Origin of the sequence: Lentilactobacillus parafarraginis DSM 18390 = JCM 14109 (assembly GCF_001435895.1) — a bacterium.
Taxonomy (GTDB): Bacteria; Bacillota; Bacilli; order Lactobacillales; family Lactobacillaceae; genus Lentilactobacillus; species Lentilactobacillus parafarraginis.
Genome location: NZ_AZFZ01000027.1, coordinates 13,664 through 37,761, shown reverse-complemented (window position 1 = coordinate 37,761; position 24,098 = coordinate 13,664). Strand labels below are relative to the sequence as shown.

Genomic DNA, 24,098 nt, shown 5'->3' with positions numbered 1-24,098 from the left:
TTCATCCAACTATGGGGGTTCACTTCAGAGGACGGCTTTTTTTCTTGGAATGAAAAAGAAAGCTGGACTTATTTTTGATAATCATTAGAATTAACTTCGGACCTTCGTGTTAAGCGAATTCCGGTTTTTAAAATTTCGTATAGTTAGGAATGTCAAGATGCATAAAAATGGATTACAGGTGGCAATCGACGGGCCGGCCTCTGCCGGTAAGAGTACGGTTGCTAAACGAGTGGCAAAGCAATTTAATTACATCTACTGTGATACGGGCGCAATGTACCGGGCCATCACTTTAAAAACAATTCGCGCTGGAATTTCACTCGACAATGCGAAAGAAATTTCCGCAATTGTTAGAAATTCTAAAATTACTTTTGCCCCGGATGATAATGGGCAGAAGGTTTTCATTGATGGTGACGAGATTACCCAAGATATTCGCTCTGAAGAGGTCACCAACTCGGTTTCAGCAGTTGCCGCGATCGCCGATGTTCGTCAGCAATTAAGTGCTCAGCAGCAGGCAATTGCAGAAGATGGCGGTATCGTCATGGATGGCAGAGATATCGGAACGGCCGTGCTGCCCGATGCCGAGGTCAAGATTTTTCTGGTGGCAAGCGTCGAAGAACGGGCAAGACGCCGGTATAAAGAAAACATTCAGAAGGGCATTAATACACCGCTGGAAGAACTTCAGCTTGAAATTGAAGCCAGAGATTATAAAGATTCTCACAGAAAGGTTTCACCACTGACCAAAGCAGCTGACGCCCAGGAGATTGATACGACGGCATTAACGATTGACCAAGTGGTTTCTGAAATCGCAAAAGTGATTAAGAATCAATTGAATATCAACTAATTGTTCAATTAACTGGTAATATGAGTGAATTTAAGATAAAATTATGATTAGAGTTGTTTCAAGGAGGAATTGTTTGATGAGTGAAAATGCAAATAACGATAAAAATGATCTGTTGAACGCTTTAAATAGCGTTAGTGAAGTAAATGTAGGTGACGTTGTCACCGGTGAAGTCCTTGCAAAGGACGATGATCAACAATTAATCGTTGGAATTGAAGATACAGGAGTTGAAGGGGTTGTCCCTCAACGCGAATTATCATCTTCTCAAAACTTTGATGATATTAAGCAGGGCGACAAGCTTCAATTAGTTGTGACTTCCAGAATTGGTAGCGATAAGGAAGGCGGGAGTTTCTTATTGTCATCTCGTCGTCTGGAAGCTCGTAAAGTTTGGGATGAATTGGCTGAAAAGTCAAAGAATGATGAAACAATTACCGCAAAAGTTTCCCAAGCAGTTAAGGGTGGCTTAGTAGTTGATGCCGGCGTTCGCGGTTTTATCCCCGCATCAATGATTTCGGATCACTATGTTGAAGATCTTAACCAATTTAAGGGTCAAGAACTCGAACTTAAGATTATTGAAATCGACCCCGTTGCTAACCGGTTAATCTTGTCTCACAAGGCAATTTTGCAGGCACAACGAGCTCAAGAACGTGAAAAGCTCATGGAGAACCTTCATGAGGGTGACATTGTTGAAGGCAAAGTTGCTCGTTTAACCAGCTTTGGTGCGTTTGTTGACTTGGGCGGCATGGACGGATTGGTTCACGTTTCTCAAATTGCTTACGAACGTGTTGACAAGCCTTCCGATGTTCTTAAGGTTGGCCAAGAAGTTAAGGTAAAGGTCTTATCCGTTGATTTTGACCGTAACCGAATTTCACTTTCAATCAAACAAACTCTTCCAGAACCTTGGGACGGAATCGAAGAAAAAGCACCTGCTGGTAGTGTCCTCGAAGGAACTGTTAAGCGGCTTGTTGATTTTGGGGCCTTTGTTGAAGTGTTCCCTGGCGTTGAAGGACTTGTTCATATTTCACAAATTTCCCATGAACATATCGCAACCCCTGGTGACGTCTTGAAGGTCGGCGAACAGATCAAGGTCAAGGTACTTGATGTTGATCCAGAACGCAAGCGGTTGGCACTTTCAATCAAAGCCTTAACTGACAAGCCAAAGGAATCATCTTCTCACGAATCAACGAGAAGACCAGCAAATCATTCTAACAACAATTCTCGGAACAATGCTCCCGAGGAAGAAACTGGATTTACCTTAGGCGACATCATTGGTAATGAATTGAAGAAGAATTCTGACGACAATGATTAACCGTTAATCACATGATTAGCGGAGAGGAGGTCGAGACAAAAGAATTTTTGTCTTTGACCTCCTTCTTTATGTTTAATTGTTAAAATGATCTTAAAAGGAGGCATTTGTATGGCAATCCCCACAGTGGCGTTTATTGGGCGTCCAAACGTTGGTAAATCAACCATTTTTAACCGCATTGCCGGCGACCGAATTTCGATTGTTGAGGACACCCCCGGGGTTACCCGTGATCGAATTTATACCCACGGCGAGTGGTTAACCCATGAATTCGCAATGATTGACACCGGCGGTATTCAAATTAATGATGCGCCATTCAGCACCCAAATTAAAAATCAGGCGGAAATTGCGATTGAAGAAGCTGATGTGATCGTTTTTGTTGTGAGTGCAAAGGAAGGCCTGACAAACGACGACGAACAGGTTGCGAAGATTCTTTATCGTTCCGATAAACCGGTTGTCGTAGCCGTTAACAAGGCTGATAACCCGGAAGCCCGCGAAGATATCTATGATTTTTATGCGCTGGGTTTTGGCGACCCGATGCCAATTTCTGGGGTTCACGGGACGGGGCTTGGCGACTTATTAGATAAAATTGTCGAAAATTTCCCACCAGAGTCTGGTGAAAAGCCAAATGACGATATTCGCTTCAGTATTATTGGGCGGCCGAACGTTGGTAAATCATCGTTGGTTAATGCGCTTCTTGGCGAAGACCGCGTTATCGTTTCCGACATTGCCGGGACAACCCGGGACGCAATTGATACCCGGTTTGAAGCTGATGGTATCAAATTCACGATGGTTGATACTGCCGGGATTCGTAAACGGGGAAAGATTTACGAAAACACGGAACGGTACAGTGTGATGCGAGCGATGAAGGCGATTGATCAGAGTGATGTTATTCTCTTTGTCATGAACGCTGAAGAGGGAATTCGGGAACAGGATAAGAAGGTTGCCGGTTACGCCCATGAAGCTGGTAAGGCGATTATCACCGTCGTGAACAAGTGGGACACCCTCAAAAAGACCAATCACACCCAACAGGACTTTGAAACGTTGATTGGCAACGAATTTCAATACATGACGTATTCGCCAATCATCTTTGTTTCTGCCAAGACTCACCAGCGCATCGAGCAGCTCCCGGCCTTGATCAAACGGGTCTATGATAATCATGAGAAACGGGTTCAGTCCTCTGCGTTAAACGACGTGATTATGGACGCCGTTGCGATCCACCCGACGCCAACAGTCAATGGAAAACGGTTGCGCATTTATTACGCGACACAAGTGGTTTCCGGCCCGCCAACGTTTGTTGTTTTCGTGAACAACCCGGATTTGATGCATTTTTCGTACGTCAGATTTTTGGAAAACCAGATTCGCGATCATTTTGACTTCAGCGGCACCCCAATTCGGATTATCAAACGGCGGCGAAAGTAGTCAGTTTGCCTGTCATCAGATTAAGAAAGGGTAAACAATGCCGAATTTAAAGGGATCCCGAACAATTTTTTGATGAATGATTATGAGTGGTTGAAAACGGTCATAATTGCGAATTAAATTTTCAAAATTCGGGCCAAAGTTCGCTATTTATCAAGGATTCTCCTCAATCAAAATGAAGAATTCAATTAGAAAGTTGATTGATTTGGTTAAAACTCACCGCTTTAGCCAATAAATTGGATAAAAACATTGCAATGACGGTATTCTTCTGCTATATTTGAAAAAGAAATGATGCTTAAACCGCGTCGTTTTAGCATTCTGATTCCAGCGAATCCAGTTTGTGATGTTTTACATACCTATCTTCGAGGGAGGTGAATACACTCATGGCAAACAAAGCAGAATTAGTTACTAACGTAGCTACTGAAACTGGCTTGACTAAAAAAGACGCTACAGCAGCTGTTGATGCAGTATTTGAATCAATCCAAGCTAGCTTGGCAAAAGGTGAAAAAGTTCAATTGATTGGCTTCGGTAACTTCGAAGTTCGTCAACGGGCAGCTCGTAAGGGTCGTAACCCACAAACAGGTCAAGAAATTCAAATTCCTGCAAGCAAGGTACCAGCATTTAAGCCTGGTAAGGCGCTCAAGGATGCTGTTAAATAGTATTCATCTGTTAAGTCAGAACGGCAATCGTCGGACTGGCTTTTTTGTTACTTTGGAGGGAATTTATGAGCTATTCAAAAACCGCGCTTGATCAACTTGAAAGCGGTCAACTAAAAGATTTTGAGAAAACGTATCAGCAGGCGTTGGATCATGATTCCAGCGACATGCTTTATTCGCTGGCCGAAGAACTATATTCATTGGGATTTTCAAACTACTCCCAAACAATTTATGAAAAGCTTTTGAAGCAGTTTCCGGATGATGATACTTTAAAAATTAATCTCGCAGAACTGGCCATTGACCAAGATCACGATGATCACGCGCTCAATTATCTGTCCCAAGTATCGTCCCAGTCACCCGATTATGTCCGTTCTCTGATGGTCTCAGCGGATTTATACCAGACCCAGGGTCTCTTTGACGTGAGTGAGCAAAAGCTCTTAGAAGCTCAGAGAATCGATCCTGAGGAGCCCGTAATCCAATTTGCGTTGGCTGAATTCTACTTCAACAGTCGCAACTACCGGAAAGCCATTAATCTGTATCTCCACCTAATCAAATCCGGAACGTTGGAAATGTCCGCGGTTAATTTGGTTGAGCGACTGGGCGTTTCGTACGCAGAAATCGGGAAATTCGAACAGGCAGTTGGTTATCTGGAGCAGATTAAGCCCGTTCATATGAATAGTGACGTTAAATTTGAGTTGGCTTTTACGTACTTTAATTTGAAAGACTACCAAAAAGCGGTCAAGGCATTCACCGATTTGCGCGATTCTGATCCCCAATACAGCTCGCTGTACCCATATCTGGCGGACGCATATGTTGAATTAAAACGGACAGATGATGCCTTAAAGGCTATTCAAGAGGGCATTTCAATCGATCAGTTTAATGAAAAAATCTGGCAGAAAGCCGGCCAAATTGCCACGATGGCCGGTGAAGATGACTTGGCACTTGAATATTTTCAGAAGGGCCATGAAATCGCCCCTGACGACGTTGAACTGCTGAATCTGCTATCTGATTGGTATGTCGAACATGAACGCTACGACGACAATCTGAAGCTGTTGGAACCCCTTGAGGCTGATCATGTCTTTGACGCTCACTTGGCTTACAATCTGGCGCTGTCATATCAGGACGCCGGTAACTATAAAGCAGCGGCGCATCATTATGAGCTCGCAAATCATGAATTAAATGACAACCCAGAATTTTTAAAGCACGCGGCGTTATTTTATCGTGAAAACGGCCGGGTGAAAGAAGAACGAACTTATCTGAAACGCTACTTGGAATTGGTCCCCAACGATCTTGAAATGGCCTCGCTGTATGACGAGGAGCAGGACTACTAATTTAAAAGGGACCGTCGCCATCAATAGTCGATGGGGCGATCCCAAATTTATACATAATTGTTACAAAATTTTATATTTTTTCGGCCGTTTATAGGTAAATCCTTCCCCAATTGCTTCGTTGACCGCCATGATGGAGATGAAAGCTTCGTCATCGATTGACTCAACCAATTTCTTGAGCGTATGCAGTTCACTTGGCGAAACCACGCAATAGACGATTTGCTTGGATTTCTTTGAGTAACCGCCTTCCGCTTTTAAAAAGGTAGTTCCCCGGTTTAGCTGTTCCATGATTGCCTCGGAAATTGCCGCGGATTGGTTACTGATGATTAGAATCCCGCGCGCAGCGTAGGCCCCTTGCTGGGTGAAGTTGACCATTACGGAAAATATCCACACGTAGATCAGTGTGTAAGCCATTTGACGAACGTCCAAATAGATCAGTGATGACAACAAGACCATGACATCGATTGTCAGCAGGGTTTGGCCCATCTGAACGCCTTTGAACCGTTCGAATAACCGGGCAACGATGTCAACGCCGCCAGTCGTGCCGCCAAAGCGATAAACCATGCCGCAGCCAAAGCCCAGAATAATCCGGCCCCAATTGCCGCTAGCAGCAGGTCGTGTTGAATATTGATTTCAATGGGAACCCGCTGCCAAATCCACAAAAAGACCGCCAAAATGATGGTGCCGTACAGGGTGTAAAACATGTCCTTTTTGCCAAGAAAACGGTATCCAATGGCGAATAACGGAATGTTAACCAGAATAGTCGAGTAGGCCGGGTCAATGTGAAAAAGCGCCCGTAAAATTAAGGTGATCCCGGTCACCCCACCATCCGCTAAGTGGTTATAAATGTTAAAATAGACAATTCCAAATGAGTAAATTGCGGATCCAAATGTGATAACGATCAGATCGACAACTGAAATCCCAATATGAAACCGGCCAGATTTTTCTGCCATCGTTTTCCTCCTTTGGGCCGGAACCGCTTGTGAAACTTTCGGTGACTGACCACTGTTATTAATTTAATCGTATCAGGGCGGAACGGGAATTACCATTCTTTGTTGAACGAACTTTTGTCAGCTGGCGAATTCTGTTAGAATTATCAAATGAACAAATACAAGATGGATGGCGATTATTGTGCGATTACAAAAGGTTCCAGTTGAATTTGAAGCGGCCCTGCCAATTTTACGTAAGATTGAGGCAGCCGGCTATGAAGCGTATTTTGTCGGCGGCTCAGTGCGGGATACCATTCTTCAGCGGCCGATCCATGACGTCGATATTGCGACGAGTGCCTATCCAAGTGAGGTGAAGGGGCTTTTTGCCCGAACGGTCGATACCGGTATTGAGCACGGAACGGTGATGATTTTGGACCATGGTAATGGCTATGAAGTCACCACTTTTCGAACAGAATTCGGATATCAAGATTACCGCCGGCCGGATAAGGTGACCTTTGTCCGCTCCCTAAAGGAAGATCTCAAACGCCGCGACTTCACAATTAATGCGTTGGCTTTAAGTGAGAACGGTGAGATAACCGACCTGTTCGGCGGATTGGATGACATGAAACACAAAATCATTCGGGCCGTCGGTGATCCCGAGCAACGGTTTAATGAAGACGCGCTGCGAATGATGCGGGCGGTCCGCTTTGCCAGCCAATTGGATTTTCAAATTGAAGCGCAGACGCTTTCGGGAATCTATGACCATAGCCAACTTCTGAAGAAGATTGCCGTTGAACGGATTCACACCGAGTTTGTGAAAATGATGCTGGGAACCGATGCGCCGAGGGGCCTGTCACTGATGGTGACCAGCCAAATGTATCGCTTTGTTCCGGAATTTGGGAGCCATGCTGCGGCCATCGAACAGATTGCTGGGCAGTCATTTCACCTTCAAAATGAAGTTCAGGTATGGGCGCTTTTTACATCGGCCTTTGGGTATGATCGTTCGCAGATCACGCAATTTTTAAAAAGGTGGAAGACTGCCAATAAAATAATTAATGATGTTATACTAACAACTGAATTAATTGATCAGATTAAGTCACACAGCGTTGGCAATTTTGAACTTTATACCGCCGGACGGGCCAACGTTCTAAACGCCATTCGGGTACTGGGAACGGCAAAAAGTGACCTGATTGATCAATACGATCACTTGCCGATTACTAATAAAAAACAACTGAAAGTTACCGGCGGCGATTTAATTAAAGACGGCATTTTGAAACCCAGTCCCAAGCTGGGACAGACCCTGACCGCCCTTGAAAAGGCGGTTGTGTTGGGGCAGATTCATAATCACAAGGCAGCTTTGGAATCAGCTGCAATCGCACTAAATAAGGACTGATATTTGAATGCAGACAATGCGTGTTGAAGGACTCAAAAAAACATATGGCGAAAAAACGCTCTTTGATGGGCTTGATTTTCTTATTAATGAACACGATCGAATTGGCCTGATTGGCACAAACGGATCGGGGAAAACGTCGCTGCTCAATGCCATTTCAGGCCACGACCATGATTCAACCGGGGATATTATTACCTCAAAATCCTATACCATCGGCTATTTGACTCAGGACCCGAAATTGGATGACAGCTTATCAATCATGGATGCTGTTTTCTCCGGTTCACAGACCGTTTACCAAACCATTCGGTATTACGAACAGGCGCTGGATGATTATTCCAAGCACCCGGAGGATCAAACGGCACTTAGTCGGTTCACCAAGGCCGAGGCGAAAATGAACGAGGACGACGCTTGGAACGCTCAAAGTGATGTCGAAACGATTTTGACCCAGCTTAAAATTACCGATTATCATCAAAAAGTTTCGGAGTTGTCCGGTGGTCAGCGACGGCGGGTTGGGCTGGCTCAAGTGCTGATTCAATCACCGGATTTATTATTATTAGACGAACCAACCAACCATTTGGATTTTGATTCGATTGAGTGGCTTGAAAAATATTTAGCTGCCTATAAGGGCGCTTTGATTGTCGTGACCCATGATCGCTACTTTTTGGATCGGGTTGCCAATAAAATCTGGGAGTTATCATTCGGCAAGCTGTATGAATACGAGGGTAATTATCAGGACTACGTTGCCAAAAAAGCAACCCGTGTCCAGGGCGAAATTGATGCCCAACATAAAACCCAGCAGCTTTACAAAGCCGAACTTGCCTGGATGAAGACCGGTGCCAAGGCCCGCTCAACCAAACAGCAGGCCCGGATTAATCGCTTTAACGACCTGAAGGAAAACGTCAACACCCTTCAAGTTGATCAGGATGTTAATATTTCCCTTGGGCAAACGCGATTGGGCAAAGAAGTGCTCACCATGAAGGATGCCAATCTGGCGATTGAAGGCCAAACGATTCTCAAAAACTTTAATCTTCTGGTTCAGCCTAATGAGCGAATTGGTATCAGTGGTGAAAATGGTGCTGGAAAGACCACCCTGCTCAATGTAATTGCCGGCAGAAAAAAATTGGATTCGGGCATCATTAAGATTGGCGAGACCGTTAAATTAGCGTATTATACCCAGTTAACCGAACCAATCCCCGAGGACAAACGAATTATTAGTTATCTAAGTGAGGTTGGTCAACAAGTCACCGACCAAAATGGTCAAAAGATCAGTGTTGCGGATTTGTTGGAACAATTTTTATTCCCAAGATTTATGCACGGCACGTTGATCCGCAAACTTTCCGGTGGTGAAAAACGCCGGCTTTACCTGTTGAAATTACTGATGCAGCAGCCAAACGTGTTACTGCTGGATGAGCCAACTAACGATTTGGACATTGCCACGTTGACGGTTCTCGAAGACTACATTTCAACGTTTCAGGGGACGGTTATTACGGTTTCTCATGACCGTTACTTCCTTGATAAGGTGGCTGATCGCCTGCTCATCTTCAAGGGTGATGGGGTGATCGAAGCGCATCGGGGCAGGTTTACCGATTACCTGAAGTCCGCTGAAAAGCAGGCTTCAAAGCACTCAACCAGTAAGTCGCAGCCAAAAAAAGCCACCGAGACCGATTTGCAAGGCAAGCCGCGGCCAACTCAAAAGAAGAAATTGACTTACGCCGAACAGATTGAGTATAGTCACTTGGAGGGCGACATTGATCAGCTTGAAACTGAAAAGAAGACGATCAATGAACAAATGCAAAAAAATGGTGATGATTACGATAAGCTCGCCGATTTGCAGACAAAGAAGGATGATTTAGATTCTCAGATCGATAAGAAGATGCAGCGGTGGGAGTATCTCAGTGAATTTGCTGAATAGACATTAAGAGGAGTTGGAAACATGTTAGAAGATGCTTATTTAGATTTGGAAAGATATGTTTTAGAACACGGTCATCAAAAGTCGGACAGAACCCACACCGGGACGCTGAGCACATTTGGCTACCAGATGCGCTTTGACCTGTCAGAAGGCTTTCCATTGTTAACGACCAAGAAAGTACCGTTCGGTCTCATTAAGAGCGAGCTGCTCTGGTTTCTTCGCGGTGACACCAATATTCGGTTCCTCCTGCAGCATAAGAACCATATTTGGGATGAGTGGCCCTTTAAGAAATATACCCAATCCGCAGACTATCAGGGACCGGATATGACCGACTTCTCTCACCGTGCAGAGAAGGACCCTGAATTTAAGAAAGTTTACCAGGCCGAAATGAAAAAATTTGACCAAAAGATTCTTGACGACGCTGACTTTGCCAAAAAGTATGGTGATCTTGGATTGGTTTACGGTAGTCAGTGGCGGGCTTGGAAGACCTCCACTGGTGAGACCATTGACCAAATCCAAAACGTGATTGATACGATTAAGACAACCCCAGATTCACGGCGGATGATCGTTTCTGCATGGAATCCTGAGGACGTACCAACCATGGCTTTGCCACCGTGTCACACGATGTTCCAATTTTACGTTGTGGATGGGAAACTCAGCTGCCAGTTGTATCAACGATCCGGGGATATCTTCCTGGGCGTTCCTTATAACATCGCCAGCTATGCGCTTCTCACATCGATGATTGCCCGGGAATGCGGGCTTCAACCCGGAGAGTTTGTTCACACCCTCGGCGACGCCCATATTTATTCAAACCACATTCAACAGGTTCGCGAACAACTTTCCAGAACACCTCGCCAGGCACCGACCCTGTGGTTAAATCCTGACAAAACCCGCCTGGCGGACTTTGGAATGGCCGACATTAAGGTGAAAAATTACGATCCGTACCCTGTCATTAAAGCACCGGTCGCGGTTTAAGTTGGAGACACCACTAAATTTGGAGGTAAGGCAATGCTTTCTTTTATTTGGGCTGAAGATAAGAATGGGTTAATCGGGGCGAATGGCACGTTGCCGTGGCACTTGCCTGACGATATGAAGTTTTTCAAAAAAACTACGACCGGCAACCCAATTATTGCTGGTGCGCGGACATTTCACAGTTTCAAACGCCCATTACCTAACAGGCAAAATATTGTCCTTTCCAAACATGGGAGTTTTCCTGACGGGGTTTTGGTCGTTTCTTCGATTGATCAACTTTGTGAGTTGGTCGATCAATATCCTGGAAAAAATTACATCGTTGTTGGCGGCGCCAGCATCTTTGAACAACTGATGGACCGGGTTGACCGGCTTTACCGGACTAAGATTGACCATGTCTTTCAGGGCGATACGTACATGCCAAAGGTTGATTACACCGCTTTTAAGCAAATCCAGTCATTGCCGGGAATCGTGGATGATAAAAATCGTTATCCCCACACCTTTGAGCTATTTGAGCGCTGTTAAAACATCGGTGATTATCAGAATCTCTATGATTGTTAGCCGAAACTTTGATATAATTGAGGGCGGAGTTTATCTCAGACTTTTTTAAATTTTTTGAAGAAACGAGTGGCGCTAATGGCAAACGTTAAAATTGTGACTGATTCGTCGGCCCAACTTACAGATGAAGAAATCAATGAATATGGGATTACAGTGGTTCCGCTGACTGTGATGATTGATAATACCGTGTACGTTGAAGGGGATACAATTACCAACGAAACATTTGTCCCTAAAATGATGAGCGCAAAGGATCTGCCCAAGACTAGTCAACCGCCTGTTGGAAAATTCGTCGAAACGTTTAATGAGTTAGGCGCTGACGGCAGTCAAGTTCTGTGCATTAATATGCTGGCGGCCATCAGTGGAACGGTTCACGCGGCTGAACAGGCAGCAACTCTCAGCACAAGTGAGGTCACGGTTATTGATAGTCAAATGACTGACCGGGGACTTGGCTTTCAGGTCATTGAGGCGGCCAAATTAGCCCAGCAAGGAGCTGATATGCCGGCTTTACTATCGCGAATCGAGAAGATCCGGGATAATACCAAGCTATACTTGTGCGTGATGACTTTGGATAATATCGTCAAGGGTGGCCGGCTTCATCCGGTTGCCGGCGCAATTACGAACTTTCTGAATATCAAATTGGGACTTCAGGTGACCGGCGGCAAGTTAAAGATTGTTTCTAAGGGCCGCGGTGACAAATCATTACGGAAGTTCTTCAATCGAATTATTGATGACATGAAGAACACACCGGCGCTGAAGAAAATCGGCATTTCTTACGTCACGGAAAGCAAGGTTCTCAAAGAGACCGTTGACGAGCTTAAAGCCACTTTTCCCGATGTCCCGTTGTTATACCGGATCACCTCGCCGATCATTTCAACTCACACAGGTGAAGGCGCCTTCGCGCTGATTTATTATAGCGATCCAGATTAAAACAGATCTTTGCATCACGGAAGGGGCTGGGACAAACCACTGGTTTTGTCGACAACCCTTTTTGTATTATTGGAATTAGGTGATTAGGTGAAACATCGACAAACACATTCGAATCGGAAATGGGTGTGGATGAGTTTAATTTTATTGGTCATTGTCTTGATTGGTGGCTACTGGAGTTATCAACATTTTTATACGCATGAGTCTGTTCCTGCTCGGCACGTCCAATTAACTGCGGTGGGTGATTCTTTGACTTACGGGATGGGAGATCCCACCCATGATGGTGGATTTACCAGCCTCATTCGTAAAAAGGTGAATCGTCAAGCCAACCACGTGGTGATGTCGACGACTAACTACGGAATCTCTGGTCAAACAACTTCTCAGATCAATCACCGGGTAATGACATCCAAGTCACTCCGGCGAAGTCTCAAGCACGCTGATGTGATTACAATTACAACCGGTGGTAACGATGTGCTGCACTTTTTAAAACAGCACCTTACGACAACGAGTCAACGGAGCCTGACGACCGATCTAACTGGCTATGTTGCGGCCTACAAGACACGCGTCGCTTCTCTGCTAACGAATATTCGCAGGATAAATGCCAGGGCACCCATTTTCGTTTTTGGCATTTATAATCCGGTTTACGTTTATTTCCCACAGGTTGCGTTTATCAGTCACGCAATTTCTTTGAACAACCAGACGACTAAGCAAGTTGTCGCGGCCAATCATCGGGCTTACTTCATCTCAATTGATCATCAACTATCCGATGGTCAATACACGACGACAAAATCCCGGGCCAAACTTAAACGCCAGGCTGATCCAAATAGTGGTGGTTCAATGACAGCTGGCGATCTTGCCAAGTTGCTCAATGGCACCGGAACCGAATCTAATCGCTACCTCTCAAGCGAGGATCATTTTCACCCCAATAAAAAGGGTTATCAAATTATGACCAATCTGCTTTATCAGCAGATGGTTCGCCACATTGACTGGCTGAAGGAGTGAACGCTTTAATGACAGATAGAAACCGGAACCGCAATCGACATAACCCCTGGAAAATCGCATTTTTAACGCTAATTAGCGTCATTGTGATCGGCATGATCGGGTTATTTGTGATGATCCGTTTTTCCGGAAATGATCAGGTATCCACCCGGACGGTCAATACCAGTCAAGATCAGACGGTTGCGGTGACCATGAATAAGGCCCAGTTTAACAATCTTTCACAATATTACCTCAATAAGGTTCAAACTCAGGGAAACGGCCATGCCAAGTACCACTTTGAGGTAACCAATCAAGGAATTGTCTACGGCTCAATTAAGTTGCTTGGCTCGACCATCGATTACTCACTGGCATTTACGCCGAAAGTCTTGGCGAATGGAAACGTGGAACTTCATGCCACCAAAATGGCGCTGGGGAAATTTCCGGTTCCAATTAGTTTTGTACTGGCTAACATTCGCCGGGCATACAAGCTTCCGAAATGGGTTAAGCTGGATCCGGAAAAGAAAGTCATTCAATTGGATATTGTTCATATGAACGGGCAGCACGGCGTAAATTACCGGGCAAAGACCATTGATTTGAATGGTCAAGGTAAGTTTGTCTTCCAAATTTTGCTGCCCAGCCAAAGTAAAGCGGGTGATTAAGATGCTCAAAACTTTTTATCAATACTTGATGACCAAGCGAAATCCTGGCAGCAGTGACCCAATTGCTGAATTTGCCAACAATGCCTTTTACGACCAGTCATTTCCCAAGCAGCTGGAAGATTTTGAATCGATTTCAAAGTACCTTGAAGAAAATGCCGAATACTTACCAAGCATGACGATCTTTGATGAAGTTTGGAAACAGTATCAAGAAAGCGAATAATTGCTTTTAACACATGAAAGGGGCCAACAATATGGCAGTTACAATTCAGTGGTTTCCTGGGCACATGGCCAAGGCAATCCGGCAGTTTGAAGAAAACGTCTCCCTGGTTGATATTGTGTTCGAAGTAATTGATGCCCGGATTCCACTTACATCACAAAATCCGGAAGTTGCCCGGATTACCGGGGAAAAGCCCCATCTGTTTATTTTAACTAAGAAAGACCTGGCTGACCGAGAAGCAACCCAGCGCTGGCTCGCCTACTTTAAAGATCGTGGGCAACCGGCCATTGCCGTTGATGCCAAGGATCACTTTAATATTAACGATGTGTTGAGCGTGATTAATCCGATCATGGCACCGAAGTTGGCTCGTGAGGAGCAAAAGGGCATGAAGAAGCGCCCAATTCGCGCAGTGAGTGTGGGGGTCCCCAACGTTGGTAAGTCAACCGTTTTAAATCGCTTGGTTAACCGGCGCGCGGCTCAGGTGGGCAATCGCCCCGGCGTGACGAAGGGGCAGCAGTGGTTGAAAGCTGGTAAGAAATTGGAATTGCTGGATACCCCGGGGATTTTATGGCCAAAATTTGCCAGCCAGGAAATTGCCAACAAGTTAGCGCTAACTGGCGCGATTAAAGACAGCGTGTTTGCCAGTGATGACATTGCGCTATTTGGATTAAAACATTTCCGCGCTCGTCATCGTGACCAGCTAATGGCGCGGTATCGCCTAAACGATGATGACTTTGCTCTTTCCGACGTGGACTTGCTGTTGCTTATTACCAAGAAGCTGGGGATGCGCGACGACTATGAACGGGCATCCAATCGGATTATTCAGGATATTCGGAATAATAAGCTGGGCGGTTTTACGCTGGACAATTTGGAGGAACTTCAACCCAATGTCACAAAAAACGATTAGCCAGGTCAAACAACTTCTCAAAGCGGTTGCTTCTCGTGATGATCCCGTTTATCAACGCTTTTTAAACGACCCCAGAAAGGGTGTTCAAGCACTTGTCCGGGCGACCAGCAAACGAATTGACCAGCTTGCCATGGCCACCACCGCGTTTCATCGCCGCTTTAAATATGAGCAGCAGTTCTGGCGTCAAGGGATTCAAACCGTTGCCGGCGTCGATGAAGTTGGCCGCGGCCCGTTAGCTGGACCGGTTGTTGCCTGCGCGGTCATCCTGCCCCAGGATTTTGATTTAGTTGCGGTCAACGACTCAAAACAGTTAACGCCGTCAATCCGAAAGGCCCTCGCGCCCCAGATTAAACGTGAAGCAATTGCTGTTGGGATGGGGGTTGTCGATAATCGGGTAATTGACCAAATTAACATTTATGAAGCCACGCGGGTTGCCATGAAGCAGGCCGTCCAGGAGTTGGCCCCGATGCCGGAGGAGATCATCGTCGATGCAATGAACATTGACGTACCGATTCATCAAACCCGGCTCATCAAGGGGGATGCCAAAAGCATCAGTGTTTCTGCTGCCAGTATTTTAGCAAAGGTTTATCGGGACCATTTGATGGATGACTTTGCCTTAAAATATCCCGAATATGATTTTACCCATAATGCCGGATATGGGACGGCCAAGCACTTAGCAGCATTAAAAAAATACGGGGCGACCCCAATTCATCGTAAAACCTTTGCGCCGGTTAAAAATTATTGCAGATAAAAGTCATTAATTGACGTAAATACTCTTAAAAGGGTGGACCTAAAATGCTTTTAAGAGATTTTTTACTGCGGATTCATTTGTGTCAGGGAATTGGGATTGTGGGTAAAACAAAAATTTACCAGTGGCTCAATCAGCATCCCACAGCTAACGTGACCTTACCATCACTTGAGGAGCTGATTCAAATTGCCAACGTGCGGGGTAAGAACGTCACGTTGTTTTCTTCAACATATATCCAACTAATGAATGATGATCGTCTGGTTGCCAAGCTTGTTGCCGGCGAAAAATGGCTCTGCATTTGTGATGAAGATTATCCCCTACAACTCAAAGAAGCCTACACGCCGCCGTTGATCTTATTTTATCGTGGCAACATCAAACTACTTAAAACCCGGTTGTTGGGGATCGTGGGCGCACGAAATGCCACCCATTACTCGATGGACGTTCTGCGTAAATTGATTCCTGGCCCAATTTCCACTCAAATGACCGTGGTTTCCGGACTGGCAATGGGGGTGGACACTTGGTCTCACCAGTGTGTGATTGCCAATCAAGGGCGGACAATCGCTGTGATCGGAACCGGGCTGGACGTTGTTTATCCCCGGATGAACAGTGTCTTGCAGGCCCAAATTGGGCGGGAACATTTATTGGTAACGGAATACCCCAATGGCACACCGGGATACCGCAATCATTTTCCCGAGCGAAATCGAATTATTGCCGGCCTGATCGAAACAATTTTAGTGACCGAGGCAAAGCATCATTCCGGAAGTTTAATTACAGCCAATCTAGCCCTTCAGAATAACCGCAATGTCCTTGCTGTACCAGGGCAAATCACTAGTGAGTTGTCCGTTGGAACCAACGAATTAATTGCTGCGGGTGCCAAACCAGTTTTGCATCAAAATGATATTCTATCTGAATATATTAGTTGACACGTTAAATGAGTTGCCATATGATGTGGTAGATTTGTTACAAATAAATTAACAAAAAATTCCTACTATAAGATAGCATCAAAAGAAGGGAGAAAAAATGGGGACATCTACAAAAGCAAAACCTAAAACAAAGGGTAAACGGCGTTCTCCTAAAAAGAACTTAGTTATCGTCGAATCTCCTGCTAAAGCACGAACCATTGAAAAGTATCTGGGCACATCCTACAAGGTTGTTGCCAGCAAAGGCCATGTCCGTGACTTACCAAAAAGTAAGATGGGCGTTGACATTGATAATGACTACGAACCACATTACATTTCAATTCGGGGAAAGGGCGACACCATTAAGGAACTCCGATCAGCGGCTAAGAAGGCCAAAAAGGTTTATCTGGCAGCCGATCCGGATCGGGAGGGCGAATCAATTGCCTGGCATTTATCCCATATTTTGGATCTTGACCCAACGGATGATAACCGGGTTGTCTTTCATGAAATTACCAAAGACGCCGTCAAGGAATCCTTCAAGCATCCGCGCAACATTGATATGGACTTGGTTGACGCCCAGCAGGCTCGGCGGATTCTCGACCGGTTGGTGGGATATTCCATTTCACCGCTGCTCTGGCAGAAAGTTAAGAAGGGCCTGAGTGCCGGTCGCGTTCAGTCAATTGCGCTTTGGTTGATCATCCAGCGTGAAAATGAAATTGAAAACTTTAAACCCGTTGAATACTGGTCGATTGACTCAGAATTCAAGAAGGGCCGAAGTAAGTTCAAAGCAAGTTTCTACGGTCTCAAAGGAAAAAAGAGGGAGCTGCCAAATAATGCGGCTGTTCAAGAAATCCTGAAACAAATTGACCCAAAGGCTGACTTTGATATTACCAAAGTGGTTCGAAAAGAGCGTAAGCGCCAGCCACAGCCACCGTTTACAACCAGTACGATGCAGCAGGAAGCTAACCGCAAACTAAATTATCGGACTAGAAAAACCATGATGGCCGCTCAACAATTGTATGAAGGCATTAATATTGGCAAAGAGGGCAGTCAGGGACTGATTACCTATATGCGGACAGATTCCACGCGAATTGCCGTCATTGCCAAGCATGAAGCATCAAAATTCCTGCATGAAAAGTACGGCGCTGAGTACGCTGCCACAAAGCCCATTAAGGGAAAGCTCCCAGAAGGCGCTCAGGACGCCCATGAAGCCATTCGACCAACATCTGTATACAGAACCCCGCAAAGTGTCAAGCAGTACCTGACCCGCGACCAGTTCCGCTTGTACCAACTGATTTGGTCACGGTTTGTTGCCAGCCAAATGACCCCGGCCCTGATGGATACCATGGCAGTGACCATTCAGCAAAACGATGTCACCTACCGGGCAAATGGTTCAAAGATGAAGTTTGACGGCTTCTTAAAAGTTTATGGCGATGGCAAAGAAAAGGATAATTTGCTTCCCGATCTTGTCGAAGGAGATAAGGTTAAACTCATCTCCAATAATCCGGATCAACACTTTACCCAGCCACCCGCACGGTATAGTGAAGCCAACCTAATTAAAGCTTTGGAAGAAAAGGGCGTTGGCCGCCCATCAACGTATTCACCAACCCTGGAAACAATCCAAAGACGGTACTACGTTAAACTTGTTGGCCGGCGTTTCGAACCCACTGAACTTGGCGAAATTGTCAACAAGATCATCGTCGAGTACTTCCCGGACATCGTCAACGTTGACTTTACCGCGAACTTGGAAGAGAAGCTCGATGAGGTTGAAGAGGGTAAGGAAAACTGGATTCGCCTCGTTGACAGTTTCTACAAACCGTTCTCAAACGAAGTGGAATCGGCAACCGAGAATATGGAAAAGGTTCAGATTAAGGATGAACCTGCCGGATTCAATTGCGATATTTGTGGGGCGCCAATGGTGATTAAAATGGGCCGTTATGGCAAGTTTTATGCCTGTTCCCGTTTCCCAGATTGCCGCAATACCAAAGCAATCGTCAAGAAGATTGGGGTTACCTGTCCCAAATGTCATATTGGCGAAGTAATCGAGCGAAAATCAAAGAAAAATCGGGTATTCTACGGGTGTTCCCGCTATCCAGATTGCGACTTTGTTTCGTGGGATAAGCCGATTGGCCGGAACTGTCCAAAGGATGGGCACTTCTTAGTCGAAAAGAAGGTTAAGGGCGGTACCCAAGTTGTTTGTCCAAATGGCGACTACGAGGAACCTGCCCAAAAATAAGGTTAATTTTGTTTCATCACGCCGGACTTATCAATTTTGATGAGCCGGCTTTTTAATTGGTTTAGTGACGAGGATGGCAAATGCCGTTCGTGTCACAGATGCTTTTGATGTAAAATTGAGTTGTAAATTTAAGGAGGCTCGTATCATGGTCCAAACGAATCATAGTTACTGCACGACCATCTTAGTTGGTAAAAATGCCAGCTATGATGGTTCCACGATCATTGCTCGAAATGAAGATGCCGGAACCGCTGTTAATCCCAAGAAATTTGTGGTTGTTCAGCCAGAAGATCAACCCCAAACCTATCACGCAAAGTTGAGCGGCTTCAACGACCAACTTCCTGACAACCCGCAACGATACACGGCGGTTCCAGATGCAACTGATGATCAGGGAATCTGGGGTGAAGCCGGCGTAAATGCCCAAAATGTTGCGATGAGTGCCACCGAAACGATTACAACCAATCCCCGAATTTTAGGAGCCGATCCACTGGTTAAGAATGGTTTTGGTGAAGAGGACTTGCTGACAATTACGTTGCCGTATATTGACTCTGCCAGATCTGGTGTGAAACGCGTCGGTGAGTTACTTGAGAAATATGGCACCTACGAATCAAACGGCATTATTTTTTCGGACGTTAACGAAATTTGGTACATGGAAACGGCGGGCGGCCACCACTGGGTTGCTGAACGGATTCCCGATGATGCTTACGTGATTGCCCCAAATCAAACGGGCATTCAGGAAGTTGATTTTAATGATCCGGCCCACTTTATGTATTCGAAGGACTTAAAGGCATTTGTAAGTGCCCATCACCTGAATCTGGGAAATGGGTTTAATTTTCGGAACATTTTTGGCTCGAATACCCAGTTGGACCGGCATTATAATACCCCCCGGGCCTGGTTCGGCCAGCGGTACTTTAACCCGGATTCGGTTGAAGACAAGTCACCAATGAGTAATGATCTGCCATTTATCGCCCACGCGAATCGAAAAATTACCATTGAAGACTTGAAATATGTGTTGAGTTCCCACTATCAAGACACCCCTTATGATCCGTTCACGCCGGGAACTGATTCCGAAAAGATGCCATTTCGACCAATTGGTTTTAATCGTAATCAGGAGCTTTCCATCATTCAGTTACGGCCGAACGTGCCGTCTGAATATTCGGCCATTCAATGGTTGGCATTTGCTTCAAACGTGGCCAACACGCTGACGCCGTTCTATGCCAATGTTGATGTCGCCCCAGATTCATATCGCAATACCACCAAACTGGTGGACAGTCAGAACGCGTACTGGGTCAATCGGTTAATTTCCTTAATTTCCGCGGACCATTTCCACACCGTCATGGATGATGTTGAAGCCTATCAGCAACGAATGATGGGGTATGCGCATCAGCGAATTATTGAAACCGACGCCGCGGCTAACGGATTGACGGGCCAGCAGCTGACGGCCAAACTTCAAGCAGCTAATGATGAGACTTCTGATCATATCATCGGTGCGACTCGCCAACTGCTGACCACAATTTTAACGAAGGCCAGCAATGGTGCTCGGGGCTCATTTACCCGAGGTCATTATTAAAATTTAGAGCAAAATAAAAAGTATCTTCTTGGCATTCGTAATTCTGAATGTTAAGGAGATACTTTTTAGTGGCTATAAATTAACGTCCTGTTTGAAATTCAATGGCGAAAAGTCGGTTGACGCGGTGACCAACTCACTAATCAGCTTTTGGTAGGCATCTAACCCGGTTTTTGCGTTGTTAAAGTTGACCATGGTAAGATAATTCGCTAATTCTGGCCCGTTTAACTGACGGCCAACCTGATCGGCATGCGAAACCGCCTGTTGAAAAGTCGTTCGCAGATCGGTTTGCACGGCTTTTAACTTGGCGCCGAGTTCAATGTAGTGGGGATCAACCAGCACGCCGGCAAGTTTGTAGGTCCAATAAGCTTCGCCCGGCGTGTACGTGCCGTGGGCGTTTTGATAGGCCGCTGGGGTGTCTGTAGCCCCGGCAAAGAATGGCACAAACGAACTTTGAGCGGCAACGCCCATTGCTAACCACTGAATACCGGCAAGATCGACTGGCATAGAAGGCCGTATTTGCAGGATGTGGGCCTCTTGAGTCTTAGCAAGACTAATTGGTCGAAAGTGATGTTTGTCGGCTTCTGAGCCCTCACCAATTGGATCATACGGGGTTCCTTGGTAATGGCTGCTTAAAAAGTCTTGAACATCCAAGACACTGAGCTTTCGGTTTGCCCGGTTAATAAAGGGCATCTCTTGGCTGGTTGGGCTAAATGACTGTTCAGGCGAAAACAGCTTGAGGCCATACCAGACCCGGGGAGTGTTGTAGTAGGTATCCGAAAGATCAGCAGTCCCAAAAATCCGGCGGAAATTGAAGGTGCTGCCAGATTTATCCGGGTTAAGGTGGTTGGTCTGAACAAACTCTCGGATGCCATTAGCCCACATAAATTGATCGGGGTCATCAAAATCAATGGTTTGAATGGCCATTTGATTGGCGATCACAGCGTACCCGTCATCGGGAATTCGTTGGGCAACCCATTGATGACCGCCGGCGGTTTCCATATACCACGCCTCGTTTTGATCAGCAAATAAAATTCCGTTGGACTCACTGGTGCCGTATCGTTCAATAATGGCGCCTAGCCGCGAGATTGCTTCCCTAGCAGTCTTAACGTAGGGAAGGACAACGGTAATCATTGCTTCCTCACCAATCCCATTTTTAATGAGCGGGTCGGCTCCCAAAACAAGATCGTTGGTATAGGTGCTCTCAGTGGCACTCATGGCAACGCCATATTCATTAAATCCGTTTTCTTCAAACAAGCCAAATTTATCGGTCCATTCCGGGGTCGCGGAATACTTTGCTTTGGTTTGAGGAAGGGGGAGTTGGAAATCGTTGTCTGGTGATTTAAAAATTTGGGAAGTTGAAAAATCTTGATGGCCATGCATGACGTAGTTTTTGGGCCAGGAAGCTTTACTGTCTTCGTTGCGGGCAATCATGATCGACCCGTCGATTGAGGCGTCTTTGCCGACAATCATACTTGTACAAGCTGAAAAGTTCTTTTTAGGAATCATGAAATATCTCCAATCATTTAAATTTCACTTTTGCTATTGTATCATCAATTAGATTAAATATGATCCTGAATACCCGCTTGGCTTAAATTGAATTGCGGTGGTCGGGGTTTTACGGTATAATTTTGCCAATCAAAAAAATGGAGGAATTCACATGCCAATTGTTAATATTCAGTTAATTGCCGGCCGTTCACAAGATCAATTAAAGGCGTTAGTTGCCGATGTTACGGCAGCCGTCGTTAAGGATACTGGTGCCCCAGCCGAACACGTTCACGTCATTTTGGATGAAATGCAAAAGAATCGCTACAGTGTTGGCGGCGTTTTAAAAAGTGACGAAAAGTAATTGAGTGCCTCAATCAGGGCCGGTTCCAAGATAGGAACCGGCTTTTTTCTTGCTCGGTGTTTGCCGATAAAGGCCGACGCCAATGATTGGTAAAGTAAGCTTAATTAGAATTTAAGGGATCACTAAACAAAGCCATGGCGCCTCTGGGTCACTGACTTTCTCTAACGGGTTCTCATTTTCAGTGGTCTGTTTAATTATTCTATTGTATACTGATATAGGATAAAAGCGATTAAATGCATTAATAACAGGAATGGAGACGTTTACATGAACGATCAACAATACATAATGGCAATTGATGAGGGTACCACCAGCACCCGGGCAATCCTTTTCAATAGTGACGGTGAAATTGTTGGTAAAGCTCAAAAAGAATTTCATCAATACTTTCCCAAATCAGGGTGGGTGGAGCACGATGCCAACGAAATTTGGAACGCGGTTCAGTCAGTGATTTCCGAAGCATTGATTAACGCCGATATTCCCCCGTATAAAGTGCAGGGAATTGGTATTACCAATCAACGGGAAACCACGGTCATTTGGGACAAGAATACTGGCGAACCAATCTATCACGCCATTGTTTGGCAGTCAAAACAAACGGCTGATTTGGCTGATGCGCTCAAGAATGGTGGCTATGATGACCTGATTCATGAAAAGACCGGTTTGATTATTGATTCCTACTTCTCAGCCACTAAAATTAAATGGATTCTCGATAACGTTGATGGCGCCCGGCAAAAGGCTGACAATGGGGACCTATTATTTGGGACCATTGACACCTGGCTGCTTTGGAAATTAACCGGCGGTAAAGTTCACGCGACGGATTATACCAATGCTAGTCGAACCATGTTATTTAACATTCACACCCTTCAGTGGGATCAAGATATCCTCAAGCTTCTTAACATTCCGAAAAGTATGCTGCCCGAAGTCCACTCATCTTCGGAATTATACGGGTATACCGCGGGCTACACATTCTCTGGTGTGCAGGTACCGATTGCCGGGATTGCCGGTGATCAGCAGGCCGCCTTATTCGGTCAGATGGCTTATCAGCGGGGGACCATCAAGAACACCTACGGAACTGGGGCGTTCATCGTCATGAACACTGGCGACCAACCAACGCTCTCCAAACGCGGCCTGTTGACGACCATTGCCTACGGGATTGATGGCAAGGTCACCTACGCCTTGGAAGGAAGTATTTTTGTGGCCGGATCGGCCATCCAGTGGCTCCGTGACGGCATGAAAATGGTGACGAGTTCTCCCGAATCCGAACAGATGGCTATCGACGCGAAAAGCAGCGACGGCGTGTATGTGGTTCCCGCCTTTACTGGCTTGGGGGCCCCATACTGGGACCAAGAAGCTCGCGGGGCGGTCTTTGGGTTGACTCGCGGAACGACGAAAAATCAATTTGTTCGGGCAACCTTGGAGTCGCTGGCTTATCAAAGCCGCGACGTGATTGATACCATGGTTTCTGAGACTGGTTTGGAATTGAAGTCACTTGCCGTCGATGGCGGCGCAGCCAATAACAACTATTTGATGCAGTTTCAGGCTGATATTCTTGGGACCCCAATTCGTCGGGCCGCAATTTCCGAAACAACTGCTCTTGGGGCCGCCTATTTGGCTGGTTTGGCGGTTGGTTACTGGGGATCCATCGATGACATTAAAAAAACGGCTAAAACCCAGGATGAGTTTAAGCCGCAAATGACTAGCAGTACCAGAGAAGATCTTTACACCGGTTGGCAGCGGGCGGTTCACGCCACCATTCAGTACCATCCGGTTCATTAATACCAAATTTTAACAAAACAATCGGCCCCAAAACCAACTTTTACCGGT

General features: G+C 45.7%; 21 protein-coding genes and 1 pseudogene. 20 read left to right on the top strand and 2 right to left on the bottom strand.

What is annotated here, in order from left to right:
- The first annotated feature begins 157 nt into the window (after positions 1–157).
- From cmk to FD47_RS07720, 5 genes are all read left to right on the top strand, one after another.
- Positions 158–841, top strand: coding sequence for a (d)CMP kinase (gene cmk, locus FD47_RS07740; RefSeq protein ID WP_056980413.1), 684 nt, complete (start codon positions 158–160; stop codon positions 839–841).
- 76 nt (positions 842–917) lie between these two features.
- Positions 918–2,147: a 30S ribosomal protein S1 gene (gene rpsA, locus FD47_RS07735; RefSeq protein WP_054734536.1), complete on the top strand. Its 1,230-nt coding sequence runs from the start codon at positions 918–920 to the stop codon at positions 2,145–2,147.
- 108 nt (positions 2,148–2,255) lie between these two features.
- Positions 2,256–3,563 carry a ribosome biogenesis GTPase Der gene (gene der / locus FD47_RS07730; RefSeq protein WP_054734533.1) on the top strand — a complete coding sequence of 436 codons (1,308 nt, stop codon included), beginning with the start codon at positions 2,256–2,258 and terminating at the stop codon, positions 3,561–3,563.
- Positions 3,564–3,943: 380 nt separating this feature from the next.
- Positions 3,944–4,219 (top strand): HU family DNA-binding protein, encoded by a 276-nt coding sequence (locus FD47_RS07725; RefSeq protein WP_008214712.1) that lies wholly within the window; start codon positions 3,944–3,946, stop codon positions 4,217–4,219.
- Positions 4,220–4,284: 65 nt separating this feature from the next.
- Positions 4,285–5,547 carry a tetratricopeptide repeat protein gene (locus FD47_RS07720; protein WP_056980411.1) on the top strand — a complete coding sequence of 421 codons (1,263 nt, stop codon included), beginning with the start codon at positions 4,285–4,287 and terminating at the stop codon, positions 5,545–5,547.
- A 60-nt stretch (positions 5,548–5,607) separates the two neighbouring features.
- Here FD47_RS07720 and FD47_RS07715 read toward each other — a convergent pair.
- Positions 5,608–6,497: pseudogene (locus FD47_RS07715) on the bottom strand (YitT family protein).
- Between the two features lie 166 nt (positions 6,498–6,663).
- Between FD47_RS07715 and FD47_RS07710 the strand changes: the two are divergent.
- The 13 genes from FD47_RS07710 to FD47_RS07650 all read left to right on the top strand — a co-directional run bounded on the left by FD47_RS07710 (position 6,664) and on the right by FD47_RS07650 (position 20,434).
- Complete coding sequence (locus FD47_RS07710) at positions 6,664–7,866, top strand: CCA tRNA nucleotidyltransferase (protein WP_054734530.1); 1,203 nt, start codon at positions 6,664–6,666, stop codon at positions 7,864–7,866.
- Positions 7,867–7,873: 7 nt separating this feature from the next.
- Positions 7,874–9,775, top strand: coding sequence for an ABC-F family ATP-binding cassette domain-containing protein (locus FD47_RS07705; protein ID WP_054734527.1), 1,902 nt, complete (start codon positions 7,874–7,876; stop codon positions 9,773–9,775).
- A 21-nt stretch (positions 9,776–9,796) separates the two neighbouring features.
- Complete coding sequence (locus tag FD47_RS07700) at positions 9,797–10,747, top strand: thymidylate synthase (RefSeq protein WP_008214704.1); 951 nt, start codon at positions 9,797–9,799, stop codon at positions 10,745–10,747.
- A gap of 33 nt (positions 10,748–10,780) precedes the next feature.
- A complete protein-coding gene (locus tag FD47_RS07695) occupies positions 10,781–11,266 on the top strand; it encodes a dihydrofolate reductase (RefSeq protein WP_056980410.1) in 486 nt (161 codons plus the stop codon).
- Between the two features lie 111 nt (positions 11,267–11,377).
- A complete protein-coding gene (locus tag FD47_RS07690; RefSeq protein ID WP_054734526.1) occupies positions 11,378–12,226 on the top strand; it encodes a DegV family protein in 849 nt (282 codons plus the stop codon).
- A 129-nt stretch (positions 12,227–12,355) separates the two neighbouring features.
- A complete protein-coding gene (locus tag FD47_RS07685) occupies positions 12,356–13,225 on the top strand; it encodes a GDSL-type esterase/lipase family protein (protein WP_225352849.1) in 870 nt (289 codons plus the stop codon).
- Positions 13,226–13,233: 8 nt separating this feature from the next.
- Positions 13,234–13,860, top strand: a complete 627-nt coding sequence (locus FD47_RS07680) for a YpmS family protein (protein WP_054734521.1) — start codon at positions 13,234–13,236, stop codon at positions 13,858–13,860.
- Position 13,861: 1 nt separating this feature from the next.
- On the top strand, positions 13,862–14,080 hold the full coding sequence (locus FD47_RS07675; protein ID WP_040538019.1) for a YozE family protein: 219 nt from the start codon (positions 13,862–13,864) through the stop codon (positions 14,078–14,080).
- 31 nt (positions 14,081–14,111) lie between these two features.
- Positions 14,112–14,984, top strand: a complete 873-nt coding sequence (gene ylqF, locus FD47_RS07670) for a ribosome biogenesis GTPase YlqF (protein WP_054734518.1) — start codon at positions 14,112–14,114, stop codon at positions 14,982–14,984.
- Positions 14,965–15,735 carry a ribonuclease HII gene (locus FD47_RS07665; RefSeq protein ID WP_054734515.1) on the top strand — a complete coding sequence of 257 codons (771 nt, stop codon included), beginning with the start codon at positions 14,965–14,967 and terminating at the stop codon, positions 15,733–15,735. The genes ylqF and FD47_RS07665 overlap by 20 nt, the downstream gene beginning before the upstream one ends.
- Before the next feature lie 44 nt (positions 15,736–15,779).
- Positions 15,780–16,655, top strand: a complete 876-nt coding sequence (gene dprA / locus FD47_RS07660) for a DNA-processing protein DprA (protein ID WP_008214693.1) — start codon at positions 15,780–15,782, stop codon at positions 16,653–16,655.
- A 97-nt stretch (positions 16,656–16,752) separates the two neighbouring features.
- On the top strand, positions 16,753–18,867 hold the full coding sequence (topA, locus tag FD47_RS07655) for a type I DNA topoisomerase (RefSeq protein ID WP_054734508.1): 2,115 nt from the start codon (positions 16,753–16,755) through the stop codon (positions 18,865–18,867).
- A 145-nt stretch (positions 18,868–19,012) separates the two neighbouring features.
- A complete protein-coding gene (locus tag FD47_RS07650; RefSeq protein ID WP_054734505.1) occupies positions 19,013–20,434 on the top strand; it encodes a C69 family dipeptidase in 1,422 nt (473 codons plus the stop codon).
- Positions 20,435–20,506: 72 nt separating this feature from the next.
- On the opposite strand, the gene FD47_RS07645 is transcribed toward FD47_RS07650, so the two are convergent.
- Complete coding sequence (locus tag FD47_RS07645) at positions 20,507–21,940, bottom strand: C69 family dipeptidase (protein ID WP_056980407.1); 1,434 nt, start codon at positions 21,938–21,940, stop codon at positions 20,507–20,509.
- 151 nt (positions 21,941–22,091) lie between these two features.
- Between FD47_RS07645 and FD47_RS07640 the strand changes: the two genes are divergently transcribed.
- Both FD47_RS07640 and glpK read left to right on the top strand, forming a co-directional pair.
- A complete protein-coding gene (locus FD47_RS07640) occupies positions 22,092–22,280 on the top strand; it encodes a 2-hydroxymuconate tautomerase (RefSeq protein ID WP_003553974.1) in 189 nt (62 codons plus the stop codon).
- A gap of 264 nt (positions 22,281–22,544) precedes the next feature.
- Positions 22,545–24,050: a glycerol kinase GlpK gene (glpK, locus tag FD47_RS07635; protein ID WP_054734502.1), complete on the top strand. Its 1,506-nt coding sequence runs from the start codon at positions 22,545–22,547 to the stop codon at positions 24,048–24,050.
- Positions 24,051–24,098 lie beyond the last annotated feature (48 nt).